Below are 16177 nucleotides of genomic sequence, written 5' to 3'. Positions count from 1 at the left end.
TCATCAAGATGCAGCCTACAGAAAAAAAATTCTTCCTGAACTTCCAGGACTGGCCCACTTTCTGGGCTTCTGCAGCCTGCCTTTTCTTCATTGGGGGTTTTGTGCTGTGGAGTGCCTTTGCGCAACTGGCCGAAGGCGTGACAGCCTCTGGTCAGGTTGTCGTTGAAGACAACCGCAAGGTAGTGCAGCATCTTGAAGGCGGCATCATTCGTACACTGCATGTCAAGGAAGGTGATATTGTCGAAGAAGGTGATGTACTGGTCGAGCTTGGCCAGATTGCCTCTCTCGCGCGACGCGATGAAGTCGCCAATGAGCTCGCGGTAGAGCTTGCCTCCATTGAGCGATTGACCAGTCTTCTGGATGCTGGCGATGCACCTGATTTTTCAGTTCTCGACGATCTGCCTATTGACGAGAGAACACGTACAGAAATTATCGCGCGCCAACAGCGCCTGTTCGACCAGACCGTCAGAAGTCTCGATTCAGAAATCAGCGTACTGACCGCTCGGCGCGCAACGCAAAAAGCCCGCGAACGTGACCTGGTCAGTCAGATTGACGCCGTTGGCCGTTCTCTGCGTCTTGCCAGCGACGATCTGACCAGACGTCTGTCTTTCCTGGACCAGAAATGGGAAACCATTGACCGTGTTCAGGCATCAGAGCGTGAGGTGGCCAGCCTGGAAGCTGAATTATCCGCATTGCGGGCCAGCCAGAACGAAGCGCGTGTGACGGCCCTGGAAATTGATGAAGAAATAAAGAGTGCTGTTGCTGTGGCGCAAGCACGCTATTCCGGCGAATTACTCGAAGCGCGGCGCAATGCTGAAATGGCTGAAGAAAAACTGGGCGCCTCCCAGGATGTGCTTTCCCGGACCATCATTACAGCCCCGCGCTCTGGCAAAGTATTGAACCTTTCGTTCACAACAATTGGCGGCGTTGTCGGCTCCGGCGAACCGATTATGGAAATTGTGCCCGATACTTCGGACCTGGTTGCGCAGGTGCAAATCAACCCCACAGACCGGGATGCTGTCCAGCCGGGCCAGAGTGTCAAGGCACAGCTTTCGGCCTACAAGATGTGGGTACAGCCGCGCATCGATGGCGAAGTTCTCTCCATCAGCGCTGATCTGAAGCAGGTGCCGGAAACAGGCGTCAGCTATTATGAAGCGCGTATTTTGCTTGACCGCTCCACCCTGAAAACTGAAAATAACATTGATATTATACCCGGAATGCCGGTAGAGGCTTTTATAGCGAATGGTCAGAAGAGTACCTTCGCAGAGATATTATTCGAACCGATCTTCAATGTCTTCGATAGAGGCAGCAGAGTAAGCTAGGTCCCCATGCACCGCGTCGTCGCCATCATCACTGCCATAGCTTCTCTCTCTGGCACTGCGATGGCCCAGACTGACCAAAGTTGCATTGCCTTCGAAGATGCTCTGGCCATTTCTGGGGAGATAAACCCCCAGATTGAGGGGGCGGAAGCCGAACGTGATCTTGCCAGAGCGAATCTGCTGGCCACTCTCTCCCAGAACCGTCCGCAGGTTGTTTTCTTCGCCCAGACAGGTCAGGGCGACGGTCGTTTACAGAACAACCAACGCGACAATCAGGTTGGCATCCAGCTTCAGCAAACCCTGTATAACTTTGGGGCCAACAAGATGGCGCGCGCCAGCGCACAGGAACAGGTGCAGGCCGCAGAATACAGCATCGCAGAAACGCAAGTGCGCGTAGCACAGGAAACCGGCACAGCCTATCTTGAAGCATTACGCTCTGCTGCCATTCAGGTGCTAACCGAAGAGCAGGAACAATATTACCTGCAAGACGCCATGACCGCAGATGAGCGCTTGCGTGCTCAGGCCATCACCATTGCAGATGCGAGTCAGGTAAAAGCCAGTGCCGCCATTGCGACCTCACAACGCATTGATGCAACACTCGTTCGGGATCAGGCCCTCACCAGGCTTGCCTTGCTGCTGGACTTTGACACGGCCTGTACGACCGGTCTCTCAGCCTTTATTTATGCGGATGATACAGAAGACGTGATCGAGCGTGAAACACTCGACAGCATTCTGGATGTCGCTGCCCGCAATGCTGCCTCGCTCAAACGTGCCCAATCGCAAATCCGTTCTGCCCGGGCAACTACAGAACAGAATAGGCGGGCCGGCCTGCCCGTCATCAGTTTTCAGGCATTTGCGGCGTATGAAGAGGATATTGACGTTAACGGCCCCACAGGCGACTTCATCACGCGGGACCGGATCGGCCTTAATGTTACCAGCCAGCTCTATAGCGGCGGCCTCGGCAAGGCGCGGGTAGATGACTCCCTCGCGCGTCTGCGCAGTGCCAACAGCGAACTGACCTCGGCCCGCATTGCTCTGGAAGACACGGTGACCCGTTCCTGGGTGCGCATTCAGGCACAGCAGGAAACACTTAAAGCTCTTGCAGATGCCCGTATCAATTATCGTACACAACTTGACAGTATACAGAGTGAATACAGAATTGGCACCCGCCCGCTAGGTGATGTGGTGCAGGCAGCAGAGCGCTACTATTCGACGGCCAGTCAGGAAATCAATACGCGTTATCAGTATTACAATAATCTGTTTACGCTGCGCACAACCGTTTTCGGTCTGGACGAATAGCCACAGGCTATTCCCTAAAATGCGCCTCCAGAAAGTCAAAAAAAGCTGGCCAGTCATCTTCGGTCACACCGTGGGTGCCCGGGCGAATATGAAATGACAATGTTGCATCAGGAATGAATGCTTTCAGGTCTGTCTGTTGCAGACCACTGGTGCCAAGCAGGTCATATACAGGGTGCGCGCCCTGCGCGGCAACGAATGTCCCCTCAGGGTCGGACCACACATCGCGCCGTGCATTGCCGAGCAACATCGGACGCGGCGCAATCAATGCCAGTAACTGATGCTGATCCACTGGCAATTTCTCCTCCTGTCCTGCATAAGCCGCATACTGACGGGCGAACCAGTGCGGGTAAGCATCCGTGATTTCACCAACACTTTCACCGGCCTTATCGCGACTGAGCGCTGCGCCGCCCGTACCTGACTGATGGGCGATCACGCCCGCAATACGCTCATCAAAAGCAGCGGCAAACAACGCCGCCTTTCCATAACGGGAATGTCCATAGGCAATCACCCGGGCCATATCCACTGTCGGCTCTTGTGCCAGCACATCCAGCGCCCGCGAAAATCCCCATCCCCAGGCAGCCACAGCTCCCCACCGCGTTTCGTCATCAGAATGCCCGTCTGAGAAACGCCTCAAGGCGGAGAGGCCGGCACCTGCCTGATCGGGCACAAACTCACTCGGATAGAAAGTGGCGAGCGCATAACCACGATCAAAGATTTCAGCCAGTGGCGGTGTTGCAATGTACCGCCCGAAAACATAGGTCACAGCCATTGCCATTGGCCCCTCGCCATCACATCCGCCCCCTGTGTCTGGCCGGGAGACGCCCTCATGAGGTATCGTATTGTGATTGGGACAGAATGTTTCCATCAGGATCAATGGAGAAGAGCCCTTCACGGCGTTGGGCGTTGCCAGAAGCAGTTTGAACGTGGCGGCTCTTTCCGGCACTTCCCCAAAACGAGCCGACACCTCAACCGTCAGCTCTTCCAACCGGGCGCGCCCTTCGAGCAAATCATCTGCAACAAGACGGCGATCAACGATACGTGCACCCGACTCATCCGGCAGAATGCCATAAACATGTTCCTGAAAGGCCTGTCTCAGGGCAGGAACACGCTCCTGCCAATCAGCTGTCGTCAGCACCCGCCCCTGATCATCAAATGCAGCAAGCACTTCCGGTGTCGCTTCCGGTCGATCCGGGGTCAGGTCAGCCCATGACATGGTCAGGCGCACGCAGCCTGTGACCAGAAAAAAACACAGTATAATCAGTGAAAAGCGTATTCGTTTAGCGTCCTGCATCATGATCAAATCCCATGCCCGTCAGCCTGAAGACCCTTTTCAAAGCCTGCGGCAACATGACGATGTCATAACTTCACATATGGAACAAAGCCTCAGTGCGCGAAAATTTCATTTCACGCACTTATCACGGCAGGCAAGTAAATCTGCGACTGAGTGTGCCCCGTCAGGACAGGCAAGCAAGAAGCTGGACGCGCGTACTGCTTGACCAGTTACACAGCGCCTTTGGACATCAGCACGGCCGGGACGGTTTTCAGAAGAATGCGCATATCACGCACGAGGCTCCAGCTTTTTGCATATTCAGCATCGTAATCTATCCGTTGCTGGTATGTGAGCTGACTGCGACCATTCACTTGCCACAAACCGGTAACGCCAGGGCGGGCCGCCATATAATAAGAGAGTTTGCTGCCGTAACGCGGCAACTCGTCAAATGTCACGGGGCGCGGCCCAATGACTGACATGTCGCCAGCAATGATGTTGACCAGTTGCGGCAACTCATCAAGGCTGGAGCGGCGCAGGAAGCGACCAATCCTTGTAATGCGTGGATCATTTTGCAGTTTCTGGGTTTTTTCCCATTCTGCCGCTGCTTTGGGGTCTCGCTGCAACAGGTCTTCCAGTGCCTTGGGGGCATCGATGTGCATGGTGCGAAATTTGTAGCAGGTGAACGGCACCCCGCCGCGGCCACAGCGGACCTGACGAAAAATTACGGGTCCATGTCCCTGAGCGCGGATCAGAATGGCAATAGTTGCCAGCAGAGGCAAAATGAAGATGAATAGCGGGATCGCGATGGCCAGATCCTGCGTGCGTTTCAGGACACCTGTCAGGCCTGTCGGCACGTCTGCCGGTGCGGCAAAAGCCTGATCCAGTTCCTTGAAGCTGGTAAAGTCCCGTTCTGCAACAGCTGTCATGCTTCTATCTCCGGTTCACAAAAGCTTGCCGAAGGTGTTGCAAAGATAGGGCCAGATACGCGCCAGGCGCGTGCCAAAAACTCAACTTACCCGTCATTGGGATAACCCCATCACCACAAGCGGCAATAATAAAGAACCGCTTCCCCTGCGTCAAATCTGCACTCTCTCGGTCTGGATTACAATTTGAGGCTCCGCTGCCAGCCGTAACCAATTCACAAGACTCACATGGTTAACTTGGCGGTAGTAAAGGGGTTTGACCCGATCAGGTGAGGCATGGCCGGACTGTTACGCTTATTCTATCCATATGGCCTGCTGGTGATATTGCTGGCCGGGGCCAGCCTGTTTTTTGGCGCTGACACGCCAATGACCTCGTTTCTTTTTTCCGCGGCTCTATTGCTGCTGGCAGGTACAAAGCTGGTTACCGGAAAATCTTCGCGCTTGCCGCAAGTCGTAGCGATGGGATTGATCCTGCTGGGCTGTGCATTTGTCTTTGATGCGATCACCGGACGCACTGTTTTTGCCATGAACCATTACGCCATCATTGCTGCGGCGCTCTGCGTTTACATGCTGGCAGAAAGTGAAGGCAGGCTGGCGAAAGATGCACACCGGCTGTGGCAGGTGATACTGATTGTGCTGTTGATGATTGCTGTCTGGGCCTTTGCCGATTTCACACTTAATCCTGACATGATCCATGGGCAGCCGCGCCCTTATCATGAGGACCGACTTTCAGCCGCATTCCTCTCCGCGAACACAGCAGCAACTTTTTTTGGCATCACCATTCTGGCGGCGACAGCCTCCATTTTGCGTGCCCTGCGCAAGGTTGTGAGCCTGAACCCGCTGGTGCTGATGGAAAGTCTTTTCCGCCACGGAATGCTGGGGGTTGTTACCTTCCTTTTTGCCGCTGTGTGTCTTTTGCTGACGGCCTCAAGAGCGGGGCTCACATTCACGCTGGTTTGCCTTGGGATCCTTTTTTTCTGGGAGGTACTCTCACGCAGGACCAGCGCATCAGACGGCAAGACGGACTCATCGCTTTTCCGCCTGATCATACTTGCTGTAGCAGGCATCAGCCTGCTCGGCGTTTTTTTCTGGAACCTGTCCGGCGATGTGGCCGGCGCGCGCTATGCTGACCTCGACGAAGATGCCAACATGCGCCTCGTCATGTTCTCTGCCTATTGGGAAGCTTTCCTTGCCCGCCCATTCACCGGTTATGGCTTTGGTTCGTTCAGTACGGTGAATGATATGATCATGACCAGTGAGAACGCCCACATTCTGGCAACACAAGGCGCGGCGCATAATATTGCCCTGCAATGGTTGCTGCAAACCGGCATTGTCGGCACGCTCTGCGCCGTTGGCATTGTGGTCTGGATGATATGGACTGTGCGCACCGGCTTTGCTCACAAACGCTATGGCACGTATTTACGTACAATACTGATTATATCCCTATTCATCCTGTTGCACGGACAGGTCGACTATGCCCTGGAGATACCCGGGGTCATGTGGTGGTGGATGCTGTTTTTGGGGCTTGGCGCTGGTCTCGCCGCGCGCGGGTCACGCAAACGTCAATAGGTAGTGGCTTGATACCAGCCTATCCCGTTTGCGGCCTACCGCCTGTTCCCGGTCTGACAACACCCGGTGCAATATCACAGGCGGCCCGCCAGATCTGCTCATGGGGATTTTGCCGACACGCGCCTACACGCCATTCCCACGAAACACCGAAACGACCAATCACGGGAATTTGTGCCAGCGTACGCGCGCGCAAATCATCCGGCAGGGACGACCAGACGCTCGAGCCAAACTCAACGCGCCAGATCATCATCGCCAAGTCACCGTAAGGGCTTGCGTCATAAGATTTGTAAAGTGCCGCAACACCATCTCTGGTCAGTTGCCGGTTCTCGCGCAGATCAATAAAAGCAAGCCGGTTCCAGGCCTGCGCATCCTTGCTGTTGCGATTGAGAATCTTGCCCGTCGCTTGCTCAGCCAACACATAGTCGCCAGGTCGCACGGCAAGCGCGTAATCTGCCAGCGCTGTATAGTAATTCACTGTCTTGCCCTGCGGCAAAGGCGTCAACGCTGCCAACTGCTGAGCTGTTGCTTCCTGGCGGGCCAACCTCCAGGCTTCTGCCTCCCCCAGAAAAGCCCCGCCGCATAATACGCCGACTGCAAACATGCCGGCCCCAAGCAGACGTTTAACCTGCCTTGATCTAATATAGAGCGTCATTTTTCAGCCTCCTCCGGCAGATATAAATGCCACAAAAACTGATAGCATGGACAAGTTTAGAAAAGTTCAATCCATTCCGTTCAGGGAACCCTAACCCAGGTTAAGCACTTGTTAAGAGGATCATGCATATGATGTTAGTACGTTAGTACATGAGTATCAAAAGGAGTTGCCATCATGGCGAAAGCACAGCGCAAACAGGAATTCTCGTTTGAAGCTGAAGAAGCACAATCAGCTTCACCTCTGGAGCCGTTGAATATTATCGGTGGCCTCAATTCTCCTGCCCGTCGCCTGCAATCTGCTCTGGAGCAGCAGTGGGACGCACCGGTCGCAGACGAAGAAAGATGGCCTGTAGGCCGCACCATTGCCTTTGTATTTGTCACCTGCTCCCTGTTCTGGGGCGGTGTATTTTACTTCGGTCAGGCAATTTTCTAGGGCCAGCCCCGAACTTTATCTTAACTGACAGTCTAAAACAGTTCCCCAACGTAGCTCTGTAGTTCTTGCACAAACTCCGGACGATCGGTCGCGAAAGCAAGATTGGCTTTTAACCAGCCAATCTTGCTGCCGCAGTCATGGCTTTCTCCTGAAAAAGTACAGGCAAAAAATGGCTGTTGCGTCATCAAAGCTGCCATCGCATCTGTCAGCTGGATTTCATTACCGGCACCACGTTCGGTTTTTTCCAACAGGCTGAAAATCTCTGGCTGCAGGATATATCGGCCAGTGATGGAGAAATTGGACGGCGCATCCTCAACGGACGGCTTTTCCACCATACCCGTCATTTCCATCAAGGCTTCATCAGTCGATTTGGGGGCGATGATCCCGTATTTGTTGACTTCCTCGCGGGGCACTTCCTCCACTGCGATAATATTCCCCTGACATTTATTATAGTGGTCCACCATCTCCCGCAAACAGCCTGGCTTGCCACGGATAATCACATCAGGCAGCGAAATAGCGAAAGGCTCATCCCCGATAATTTCCCTGGCGCACCAGATCGCATGACCAAGACCTGCCGGAGACTGCTGTCGGGTATATGAAAGGCTGCCAGGCGTCATAATCGGCTGCCGGACATCTTCAAGAATTTCTGTCTTGCCTTTGGCTTCGAGCCCAGCCTCAAGCTCAAAAGCATGGTCGAAATAATCTTCCAGTGCGCCCTTGCCGCGACCAGTGACGAAAACAATATGCTCGATGCCCGCTTCAAGCGCTTCCTCTACCACATAATGGATCAAAGGCCGGTCCACGACGGGCAACATTTCTTTTGGTGTCGACTTGGTCGCTGGCAATACACGGGTGCCGTGGCCGGCAACGGGAATGACAATCTTGCGGATTGGCTTCATGGGGCATGTCCTCAGGGATTGATAACTGGGCGGATAGCATTGACGTCGTTATGACGTGTCTCACATAAATCGCAAGCTCGGCTGCGCGCTCATTCCGCAGCGGTTTGTGAGGCCGCCATGTCGGCAACAGCAGAAGGCCCACGAAATTCCGGCACCAGATGGTGAACAGCTTCGGCTAGTTTCACTTCATCGCAGCTCTGGGCATAACTGATCACATCAGCAAAACGCGGATTGAGCAAAGGCAGATCAATCATTGTTGGCGAGGCCAACAGAACACCGTCAGCGCCGGTCTTGATCAGCTTTTCTGTATCAAGGAAAATTTCCTCGAACAGCTTCTCCCCTGCCCGAAGGCCGGTGAATTCGATTTTGATGTCTTCATCCGGTTTCAGGCCATGAGCTTCGATCATTCGTTTCGCCAGTTCGACGATGCGGATCGGCTCCCCCATGTCGAGTACAAATATACGCCCATCATGGGTGACGACACCGCGTTGACCATGGTCGAGACTGGCGGCCTGGAGCACCAGTTGCACTGCCTCGCGCGTGGTCATGAAATAGCGCGAAATATCCGGGTGGGTCACAGTCACAGGACCGCCGGCAGCAATCTGACGCTCGAACAGAGGCGCAACTGATCCCGTCGAGCCGAGAACATTGCCAAAGCGCACCGTCACAAACCGCGTGTCAGTTTGCGCGACATCCAGTGCCTGCGCATAGAGTTCGGCAATGCGCTTGGTTGCTCCCATAAAGCTCGTCGGATTCACGGCCTTATCAGTGGAGATAAACACAACAGCCTCGGACTTGAATTCCACCGATGCGTCAAAAACATTCTTGGCACCAAGCACATTGGTCAACGCAGCGGGTGACTGGTTCTGCTCAACAATAGGTACATGCTTGAAAGCAGCCGCATGAAGAACAATTTCCGGCTTCGTATTCTCGAAAAGACGTGTCAGGTGATTGCGACGACAAACATCGACCAGATAGGCCTCCACGGGCACATCAAGACCCAGCTCCCGCATTTCCATGTCAATCTGATAGAGGTTGAACTCGGAATTATCCACCAGAACCAGCTTTGATGGTTTGAAGGAAGCAGCCTGACGCACGAGCTCTGAGCCGATGGTGCCCCCTGCGCCGGTGATGAGAATTCGCTTACCACTCATCAACGTGCTGGCGGCATGAAGGTCTATCGACCGTGGCGGGCGCCGCAATAACTGCGTTGAATCCATTTGCAACCCGCTCAAGTCACAAGGGGCAAGCCGGGGGCTGACCATCTCAGTGGGGGCCTCCATTGACGCATTGGGATTCAGCAACGCCCGTAACCTGTCCCAGAAACCGTGCTGTTGTCCGTTATTCATGTCAGCTGACATGCATTTACTCCTCGTCGGGCCCAAAGTAGCAGACCATTACAGGTTCGCAACATATCCATACTGTTGAACGCAACAGTTTCATGATTCCGTCACTTTTTCAGCGCCCACTTAACCTGTTGTACAACACCTCTGGCGCGCGCCGGTTTCACGATAATCTGTTCTATTTTCTGCACCGGCCCCTCAACACCACAATATATGCTGGGTGCCAGCTCCATCATCGCGTCACCCGCTATAAAGCGCCATCCTTCATTTTGTGGAGTGACAAGGATCACAGTATGTCGATCACGCGACAGCGACGCCTTGATCCCGGGATATAAATGGAACCGCAGCAGCCATTTGGGGGCGCTCTCCCCCCCTGGGGGGATCAGCACATCTTCCCCGCGCAAATCATCCCCGTCGATACCCAGAAAAAGACGCCGTCGATGCGTACAGCCTGTTGCGCCGGGCACGTCAGTGCGCTCGAGCTCCAGGAGTTGTCCGTGACGATCTTCTTCCAGGTGATGGTAGCTATTTCCACCTGCACCGTTACGTGCTGTTCCGGAGAAAGGCGTATCAACGCCGTCAACACAAAGGCCTGAATGGGCATCAGGCCCGGCAAGGGCTTCATGCCATTGCCGGTACTCAGCCAGCGACAAGCCGGAATCAGGCGTTGCGAGCGCATTGGCAGAACCACAATTTGTGATGATCCGCTGGCGACCGGCAGAAAACTGGATCGCGAATGTCCCTTTTGCGCTATCAGCAATCTCATTTGAGACTCTGCCCGGACTGGCTGCAGGCACACCAATGTCAGCATACAAATAGGTACGCGCGCCATAAAGACGCTGGAACCCTGACTGTGAGGCAAAATCAATCCGGTTACGGGCCACACTGTCAAAGGACAACGCTCTTGCAAGCGCCTTCGGGTCATCCTCTGTTCCCTGATTGAAAACAGCAAGTCTGCCGTCGCCACAGCGGAAAAACTCCGTCATGTCGGTTGTCCGGCTCACCGCGTGATGCAGGAAATTCGGTGCCGACAGAGACAACAGCCGATAGGCCTTCATCAGATCCTGCAGGCATAATGTAATGCGCAGCTGCAACGACGGATTGCGGCTGATGTGACCACCGTCCGCTCTTAATTGCAGTCGCAATTCACGACGCAAAAGGGTGCTGCCCTGCTCTTCGCAAGTGCGATGATGCGGCAATGCCAAACCCATCAGGATCAATGTCATGGCACTGAACAATCGCTCGACAGGTTCCTCAACCCGTGCCACGGCCTTGGCAAGGTGTCGCGTCTGGCGCGCCATAGAGGATAAAAGGCGGGAGCGCCAGGTGGCCTCTGCGCCGCGCATCAACCATTGCCCATCGCGGGCCAGATGCCAGAGCCGGTCACATACCAGATGTGGATGCCATGTTTCTGGCTGGTACTTCTCGTTATAATGCAGCCATCCATCAACCATGGCTCTTGCAGCAGGCAAGCTGGACTGTCCCCCGGCGGCCATCCCAGCGAGCCAGGCAAAAGAATGATACCGACGATATTTGAGGTCTTCAGAACAGAGGTCACGCCAGGGTGTCAGAAACCCCTCCTGATGCTGACTGATAGATGAAATATGAAGTTGCTCATTCTCATACTGCTTCAGCAGTTCTATTGCATCTGTGGTGTCCGGCTTGTACGGATTTACAAGATTGAACGTCAAACGGTCTGGCGCAGGGCCATTTAATTGCAGTTCATAAAACAGACCGTCATGCCAATGTCGCCAGGGCTTTCTGGCACTGACATTCGCAGCATAGGGAGTCTGTTTTCGACTGGATTTCGCCATTTACACTCAGGCCACTCCGTTGACACGCAGCGCACGGATATTGTCAGCATACGCGCCGGGATCGCCCCTGAACACTGCGCTGCCAGCAACAAGCGCTGTTGCCCCGGCAGCAATGACACCGGGGACTGTTTCAGCATTCACACCGCCATCAACTTCAAGCATGATATCATATCCACTACAATCAATCATGCCGCGCAGCTGACGAATTTTTTCAAGCTGACTGTCGATAAATTTCTGCCCACCGAACCCCGGATTAACACTCATCACCAGCACCAGATCAATGCTGTCCAAAACCGGTGCGATCAGTTCCGCTGGTGTGGCCGGGTTCAGCGCCACGCCCGCTTTCTTGCCCAGAGAGCGGATCAGTTGAAGGGAGCGGTGCAAATGCGGCCCCGCTTCTGGGTGGATGGTGATGATGTCCGCACCTGCCTCGGCAAAATCAGGAATGTAAGCATCTACGGGCGAAATCATCAGATGCACGTCGAAGGGCTTTTGAGAATGGGGGCGCAATGCCTTGACCACCGCTGGGCCAATCGTCAGATTAGGGACGAAATGACCATCCATGACATCAACATGGATCATGTCAGCACCGGCAACATCTACAGCGCGCACTTCTTCTCCGAGACAGGCAAAATCTGCGGAAAGAATGGAAGGGGAAATCAGGACAGACATAGGTTTTTCTTATCCTGCGCCGCCTGCAAAAAGCAACATTGGCACGGCCTCTCATACGTGAATTCCATGTTTCGTTTTTCCCAAAAAAAGCCCCCGCACGTGGCGGGGGCTGAGAAGGTGAGGGGTGCAAGTTGGTAGTCGTAAAAAAATCAGTATCTGGAAACCTGGAGAATGAGACCATCAAGGCCATCTTGAGCGCGCGCACATAAAAAATTTTGGCCGGGATACGTTCCGGCTGTGTGTTTTATGATCGGGGGGCTCATCATGTTCATGTCTATCATATGGAATGGTTTTGCGGCCAAATTAGGGCCATGAGTGGTCAAAATTGCCCAAATCATTGATATTACTCAGAAAAACTGTGCCAAGCTGAAACGCCGTGCCTATTAGGCCGGCTTCACCTGCTCGGCCCTGCGCCTGCCGGGGACTTTAGCCATGAGATTTCTGACAAACTTACCCGTCCGGTCAAACCCATATGCTGCGGCGCTTGCCGCGCCGGCGCCGGTCAATAATCCGGCCTGCCATTCAATATCAAACCAGGCAATGCCGGTGAGGGCGAAAAGCGTCAGGCCTCCAACCAGAAACAGAACCCGCATCGGCTTTCGGGATACGCGCGCACCGACCCTGCCAGCCGCCGAGGCAGTGGCCTTGGTGGCGGACCATGATGCAGAAGCAGCCTTCTTAGTACTGCTGCCCAGCCAGTTTCCGGCACTGGCGAAAAACTGCAACAGTCTGTTCGCGCCAAACAAGGTAAAAGCACTGGCGAGCAAACCCGAGAGGGCTGTCACAGCAAGCCACCTTGAGCCTGTATCCACAACCACACTGGTTGCAGGATCGCTCTGATCAGGACTGCCTGCCACTAGAGAAGAGCTATATTCATATTGCGCGGTCGGTGTCTGACCAGCACTGACATCATCAGCCTGCGCCGTGGCACCGCCCGCAAGCGCTGTAGCCAAAGCCGCCATGGCGGTTGTCATGAGTATTTTTTTACGGGGCAGACCTGAAAACTTCATACCGGTTCAGGTGTGCATTGTCTGGGGCTAATGCAAGTGTAATATTCTGCCGGACCAAAAACTTGATGATGAGCATCGAAGCCATTGATTGCTGATTTTTTTCGCTGCTTGGCCTGTGAAGAGTGGCAGGATATGGCATGGCCCGTACCGGGGTGATGGTTTCCTGGCTTGCGGGTAAAGTGTCTCTGCGCTGACCGGATTGCCGAGGACCGCCTGCAGCCAGAACCAGCGCTCAAGAATTTCCATCGGAGGTTTGGCCGATGCCAGATAGAACCATGATCACCAACATTGAGGATTATTTTTCAAAGGGCTGTGGCCGTTGCGAGCGATTTGACACACCGGACTGCTCAACAAAACAATGGGAACCCGGCCTGAAAGCGCTGCGACAGATTTGCACGGCTGCCGGGCTGACCGAAACTGTGAAATGGGGTCACCCTTGCTATACACATGCGGGCAGAAACATTGCGATCATCGGCGCTTTCAGAGACAATTTCCGCCTGAGTTTTTTTTACGCAGCGCTGATGAAGGACCCTGACAACATCCTGCAAAAGCAGGGGCCGAACACACAATATGCGGACATGATCCCCTTCACGCAGAACGAACAGGTTGCAAAGCTGAAAGCCTCTATCAGCGGCTATCTTCTGGAAGCCATGCAATATGCCGAGAACAATGTCAGGCCGGAGAAGATAGAAACAGAACTCAGCCTGCCGGATGAGCTGGTTAATGCACTGGCGGCGGACCCGGAACTGGCGGAAGCCTTTGATGCGCTCACGCCGGGCCGGCAGAAAAGTTATGTGATCAATCTCAACTCGGCCAAAAAACCAGAGACGCGATACAACCGTATCGGTAAATTCCGCGAAAAAATTATTTCCGGCAAAGGGGCAATGGAGCGCTGAAACCCGCCGCGCTCAGCCCATCAGCGGGCGCAGGATGTATATTTGCACCGCGTTGAGAGCGATCAGCAGAAAAATAGGACTGATATCAATACCACCGATCGCTGGAATGATCTTGCGGATGGGTTCAAGTGCCGGGCGCGTCAGAGCATCACAAAAGGCCATGATATTGGCGACCAGCGGTGTCTGGTAACTCAACACACCGAATGCAATGAGCCAGCCAAGAATAATCCAGGCGAACAGCACGAAGATGAACAGGCCGATGAGTTGATACAAGATGTAGGCAATGAATCCCATGAGGCAGGCCCCGTAACAAGATATGACGATCACTTCAGTATCTAGGGCTGGTTGCCACATGCCGCAAGGAGTGAAGCCCGGATATGGCAAAGCGGCGCACAATTAAGTGCGCCGCCTCGTCCCCTCTACCGCCGTCTGACAGTTTTCAGACGCAGTGTCTCGGGATCCGCCAGCGAATGCCCCCTCGGCTGACGGACTTTGCGTCAATATAAACAGCACTTTGATTGCGAGCTGTCAGCCTTTTAATAGACTGTTCGGGATATTTGGAAGCGTGGTGTGTCGTAAAGGCCACCATGTGGTCTGGCCAATGCGGCTTTCTTTCGCACCTGCAGCAAAAAATCAGACATTGGTACCCTGAGGCGAACCTGAAGCAGTCGCTTCACGCGTATCAGGTGCCTGCATCATGCCAGAACCCGACAAGGGCAATCCGGGTCGCCCGGCCAGCTCTGGGTGTTTCTCCACAAAGTCAGCCTTGAGCGCGCGCGAGCCCTTGCGGCTGCCATCATGGCTCCAGCCCGGGGGCGCAAAAACATAAGCAAGGCGCTGTTTCAGCGACAGCCCGCGCCGCGAGACATCCTGCCCGATAGCAACATATTCATGCGTGGCCACCCGTAATGGGTTGAACGTGCCAAGGCTTTTGATGATCCCGTAACGTACCGGTTCGGTATCATCCTCCGGCACGAAAGTACCAAACAGCTTGTCCCAGATAATCAGGACACCCGCATAATTCGAGTCGAGATAACGCGGGTTGCGGCCATGGTGAACCCGGTGATGGGACGGCGTATTGAAGACGGCCTCTATCCATGGATGCATCCGCCCTACAGTCTCCGTATGAATAAAAAACTGATAAAGCAGGTTCACAGACCCGGCAAAGGCGATCATTGCCGGGTGAAAGCCCAGCAAAACCAGCGGTATCTTCAACACGAAAAAGCCTGTGGTGAAACTGAACCAGGGCTGTCGCAAGGCCGTGGACAGATTATAGTGCTGGCTGGAGTGGTGGATCACATGATTGGCCCAGCCCCAGCGAATAGTGTGGCTGAACCGGTGTGACCAGTAATAGCGCAGATCATCCAGCAGGAAACAGGCGAGAAATGCCCAGAGTGTAAATTCCCATTTGACCGGCGCGAACTGATAAAACCAGAACAGGATCGCATAGATACCTGCCAGAACAATACCGCCGATCAGCAAAGGCACAACCGCACTGCCCAGCCCCATGGCAACACTGACAGTCGCATCACGTGTCTCATAAAGGCCTTTTGCCTTCTTGCCAGTGATCAGAAAAATCTCCAGCAGGATCAGTACCATGTAAATGGGACCGGCGAATTCCTCGACTTTTGGCAGGTCTGGCATTTCAGGCATGTGTTTCCTGCTCCTCCAGCGGACCGAAGTAACCGGCCCAGCGTTCAGCCTCTTTTGTTTCACTGAATGTAATCGAAAAATCAGGATCGGCAAAATCCCGCAATTTCAGTTTCACAGTTGTCTCATGAACCTCGACAGAGCGTACACTCTGCGGGCCTACTTTTCGTGCGAGAGAGAATTTACCCATGGCCCGCACCAGACCAATGTAAGGCTCATTGGCAAGTGTCAGCATGGCGGCACGCCCGTCCCCAGAGAGCGCCACCTTATCGACGCGACTGTCGGGAAATTCTTCCAGAAAAACTGACCCGGCTGCCGCACCATCTGTAAAAGCGTGGTTTGTTGACTGCCCCAACCGATGCAATAGAAAAGCCATCAGGCTGATCGACACCACTGAAAATACAACGAGCAGTTGGAAAGCTGTCATCG

At 54.2% G+C, this 16177-nt stretch carries 16 protein-coding genes; 5 read left to right on the top strand and 11 right to left on the bottom strand.

The window, feature by feature from the left end; translation table 11 throughout:
* Window positions 1–8: 8 nt before the first annotated feature.
* Together RAL90_RS00370 and RAL90_RS00365 are read left to right on the top strand one after the other, a co-directional pair.
* Complete coding sequence (locus RAL90_RS00370; protein WP_306252551.1) at window positions 9–1322, top strand: HlyD family type I secretion periplasmic adaptor subunit; 1314 nt, start codon at window positions 9–11, stop codon at window positions 1320–1322.
* 6 nt (window positions 1323–1328) lie between these two features.
* Window positions 1329–2618: a TolC family protein gene (locus tag RAL90_RS00365; RefSeq protein WP_306252550.1), complete on the top strand. Its 1290-nt coding sequence runs from the start codon at window positions 1329–1331 to the stop codon at window positions 2616–2618.
* A 7-nt stretch (window positions 2619–2625) separates the two neighbouring features.
* Here RAL90_RS00365 and RAL90_RS00360 read toward each other — a convergent pair whose 3' ends face one another.
* Window positions 2626–3912: a S9 family peptidase gene (locus RAL90_RS00360; RefSeq protein ID WP_306252549.1), complete on the bottom strand. Its 1287-nt coding sequence runs from the start codon at window positions 3910–3912 to the stop codon at window positions 2626–2628.
* Window positions 3913–4118: 206 nt separating this feature from the next.
* Complete coding sequence (locus RAL90_RS00355) at window positions 4119–4814, bottom strand: sugar transferase (protein ID WP_306252548.1); 696 nt, start codon at window positions 4812–4814, stop codon at window positions 4119–4121.
* A gap of 273 nt (window positions 4815–5087) precedes the next feature.
* Between RAL90_RS00355 and RAL90_RS00350 the strand changes: the two genes are divergently transcribed.
* Window positions 5088–6380, top strand: coding sequence for an O-antigen ligase (locus RAL90_RS00350; RefSeq protein ID WP_306252547.1), 1293 nt, complete (start codon window positions 5088–5090; stop codon window positions 6378–6380).
* 19 nt (window positions 6381–6399) lie between these two features.
* Here the strand turns inward: RAL90_RS00350 and RAL90_RS00345 are convergent, their stop codons facing one another.
* Window positions 6400–7032, bottom strand: coding sequence for a hypothetical protein (locus tag RAL90_RS00345; protein WP_306252546.1), 633 nt, complete (start codon window positions 7030–7032; stop codon window positions 6400–6402).
* Window positions 7033–7206: 174 nt separating this feature from the next.
* On the opposite strand from RAL90_RS00345, the gene RAL90_RS00340 reads away from it, so the two are divergent.
* The gene (locus RAL90_RS00340) at window positions 7207–7464 is read left to right on the top strand and encodes a hypothetical protein (RefSeq protein ID WP_306252545.1); all 258 of its coding nucleotides are present in this window, start codon (window positions 7207–7209) and stop codon (window positions 7462–7464) included.
* Window positions 7465–7496: 32 nt separating this feature from the next.
* Here the strand turns inward: RAL90_RS00340 and galU are convergent, their stop codons facing one another.
* The 5 genes from galU to RAL90_RS00315 form a co-directional block, all read right to left on the bottom strand.
* Window positions 7497–8363 (bottom strand): UTP--glucose-1-phosphate uridylyltransferase GalU, encoded by an 867-nt coding sequence (galU, locus tag RAL90_RS00335; RefSeq protein ID WP_306252544.1) that lies wholly within the window; start codon window positions 8361–8363, stop codon window positions 7497–7499.
* Between the two features lie 89 nt (window positions 8364–8452).
* Complete coding sequence (locus RAL90_RS00330; protein ID WP_306252543.1) at window positions 8453–9724, bottom strand: UDP-N-acetylglucosamine 4,6-dehydratase family protein; 1272 nt, start codon at window positions 9722–9724, stop codon at window positions 8453–8455.
* An 89-nt stretch (window positions 9725–9813) separates the two neighbouring features.
* Complete coding sequence (locus RAL90_RS00325) at window positions 9814–11520, bottom strand: heparinase II/III family protein (RefSeq protein WP_306252542.1); 1707 nt, start codon at window positions 11518–11520, stop codon at window positions 9814–9816.
* Between the two features lie 6 nt (window positions 11521–11526).
* Window positions 11527–12192 (bottom strand): ribulose-phosphate 3-epimerase, encoded by a 666-nt coding sequence (rpe, locus tag RAL90_RS00320; RefSeq protein ID WP_306252541.1) that lies wholly within the window; start codon window positions 12190–12192, stop codon window positions 11527–11529.
* Between the two features lie 383 nt (window positions 12193–12575).
* Window positions 12576–13202, bottom strand: coding sequence for a hypothetical protein (locus tag RAL90_RS00315; RefSeq protein WP_306252540.1), 627 nt, complete (start codon window positions 13200–13202; stop codon window positions 12576–12578).
* A 275-nt stretch (window positions 13203–13477) separates the two neighbouring features.
* On the opposite strand from RAL90_RS00315, the gene RAL90_RS00310 reads away from it, so the two are divergent.
* Window positions 13478–14098, top strand: coding sequence for a YdeI family protein (locus RAL90_RS00310; protein WP_372340490.1), 621 nt, complete (start codon window positions 13478–13480; stop codon window positions 14096–14098).
* 12 nt (window positions 14099–14110) lie between these two features.
* Here RAL90_RS00310 and RAL90_RS00305 read toward each other — a convergent pair whose 3' ends face one another.
* From RAL90_RS00305 to RAL90_RS00295, 3 genes are all read right to left on the bottom strand, one after another.
* A complete protein-coding gene (locus RAL90_RS00305; RefSeq protein ID WP_306252538.1) occupies window positions 14111–14392 on the bottom strand; it encodes a YggT family protein in 282 nt (93 codons plus the stop codon).
* Window positions 14393–14731: 339 nt separating this feature from the next.
* The gene (locus tag RAL90_RS00300; protein WP_306252537.1) at window positions 14732–15751 is read right to left on the bottom strand and encodes a sterol desaturase family protein; all 1020 of its coding nucleotides are present in this window, start codon (window positions 15749–15751) and stop codon (window positions 14732–14734) included.
* The gene (locus RAL90_RS00295; RefSeq protein WP_306252536.1) at window positions 15744–16175 is read right to left on the bottom strand and encodes a hypothetical protein; all 432 of its coding nucleotides are present in this window, start codon (window positions 16173–16175) and stop codon (window positions 15744–15746) included. The genes RAL90_RS00300 and RAL90_RS00295 overlap by 8 nt, the downstream gene beginning before the upstream one ends.
* Window positions 16176–16177 lie beyond the last annotated feature (2 nt).

The organism is Parvularcula sp. IMCC14364, from assembly GCF_030758415.1.
GTDB lineage: Bacteria > Pseudomonadota > Alphaproteobacteria > Caulobacterales > Parvularculaceae > Aquisalinus.
The sequence above is the reverse complement of the archived record's forward strand: the minus strand, read 5'-3'. Positions and strand labels throughout refer to the sequence as shown.

Excerpts from the sequence above, each read along its gene's own strand:
- RAL90_RS00345 (WP_306252546.1), bottom strand. The coding sequence starts at position 7,032 with ATGACGCTCTATATTAGATCAAGGCAGGTTAAACGTCTGCTTGGGGCC.
- RAL90_RS00330 (WP_306252543.1), bottom strand. The coding sequence starts at position 9,724 with ATGTCAGCTGACATGAATAACGGACAACAGCACGGTTTCTGGGACAGG.
- RAL90_RS00360 (WP_306252549.1), bottom strand. The coding sequence starts at position 3,912 with ATGATGCAGGACGCTAAACGAATACGCTTTTCACTGATTATACTGTGT.
- RAL90_RS00325 (WP_306252542.1), bottom strand. The coding sequence starts at position 11,520 with ATGGCGAAATCCAGTCGAAAACAGACTCCCTATGCTGCGAATGTCAGT.
- RAL90_RS00305 (WP_306252538.1), bottom strand. The coding sequence starts at position 14,392 with ATGGGATTCATTGCCTACATCTTGTATCAACTCATCGGCCTGTTCATC.
- RAL90_RS00315 (WP_306252540.1), bottom strand. The coding sequence starts at position 13,202 with ATGAAGTTTTCAGGTCTGCCCCGTAAAAAAATACTCATGACAACCGCC.
- galU (WP_306252544.1), bottom strand. The coding sequence starts at position 8,363 with ATGAAGCCAATCCGCAAGATTGTCATTCCCGTTGCCGGCCACGGCACC.
- RAL90_RS00355 (WP_306252548.1), bottom strand. The coding sequence starts at position 4,814 with ATGACAGCTGTTGCAGAACGGGACTTTACCAGCTTCAAGGAACTGGAT.
- RAL90_RS00370 (WP_306252551.1), top strand. The coding sequence starts at position 9 with ATGCAGCCTACAGAAAAAAAATTCTTCCTGAACTTCCAGGACTGGCCC.
- RAL90_RS00300 (WP_306252537.1), bottom strand. The coding sequence starts at position 15,751 with ATGCCTGAAATGCCAGACCTGCCAAAAGTCGAGGAATTCGCCGGTCCC.
- RAL90_RS00340 (WP_306252545.1), top strand. The coding sequence starts at position 7,207 with ATGGCGAAAGCACAGCGCAAACAGGAATTCTCGTTTGAAGCTGAAGAA.
- RAL90_RS00295 (WP_306252536.1), bottom strand. The coding sequence starts at position 16,175 with ATGACAGCTTTCCAACTGCTCGTTGTATTTTCAGTGGTGTCGATCAGC.
- RAL90_RS00350 (WP_306252547.1), top strand. The coding sequence starts at position 5,088 with ATGGCCGGACTGTTACGCTTATTCTATCCATATGGCCTGCTGGTGATA.
- RAL90_RS00365 (WP_306252550.1), top strand. The coding sequence starts at position 1,329 with ATGCACCGCGTCGTCGCCATCATCACTGCCATAGCTTCTCTCTCTGGC.
- rpe (WP_306252541.1), bottom strand. The coding sequence starts at position 12,192 with ATGTCTGTCCTGATTTCCCCTTCCATTCTTTCCGCAGATTTTGCCTGT.
- RAL90_RS00310 (WP_372340490.1), top strand. The coding sequence starts at position 13,478 with ATGATCACCAACATTGAGGATTATTTTTCAAAGGGCTGTGGCCGTTGC.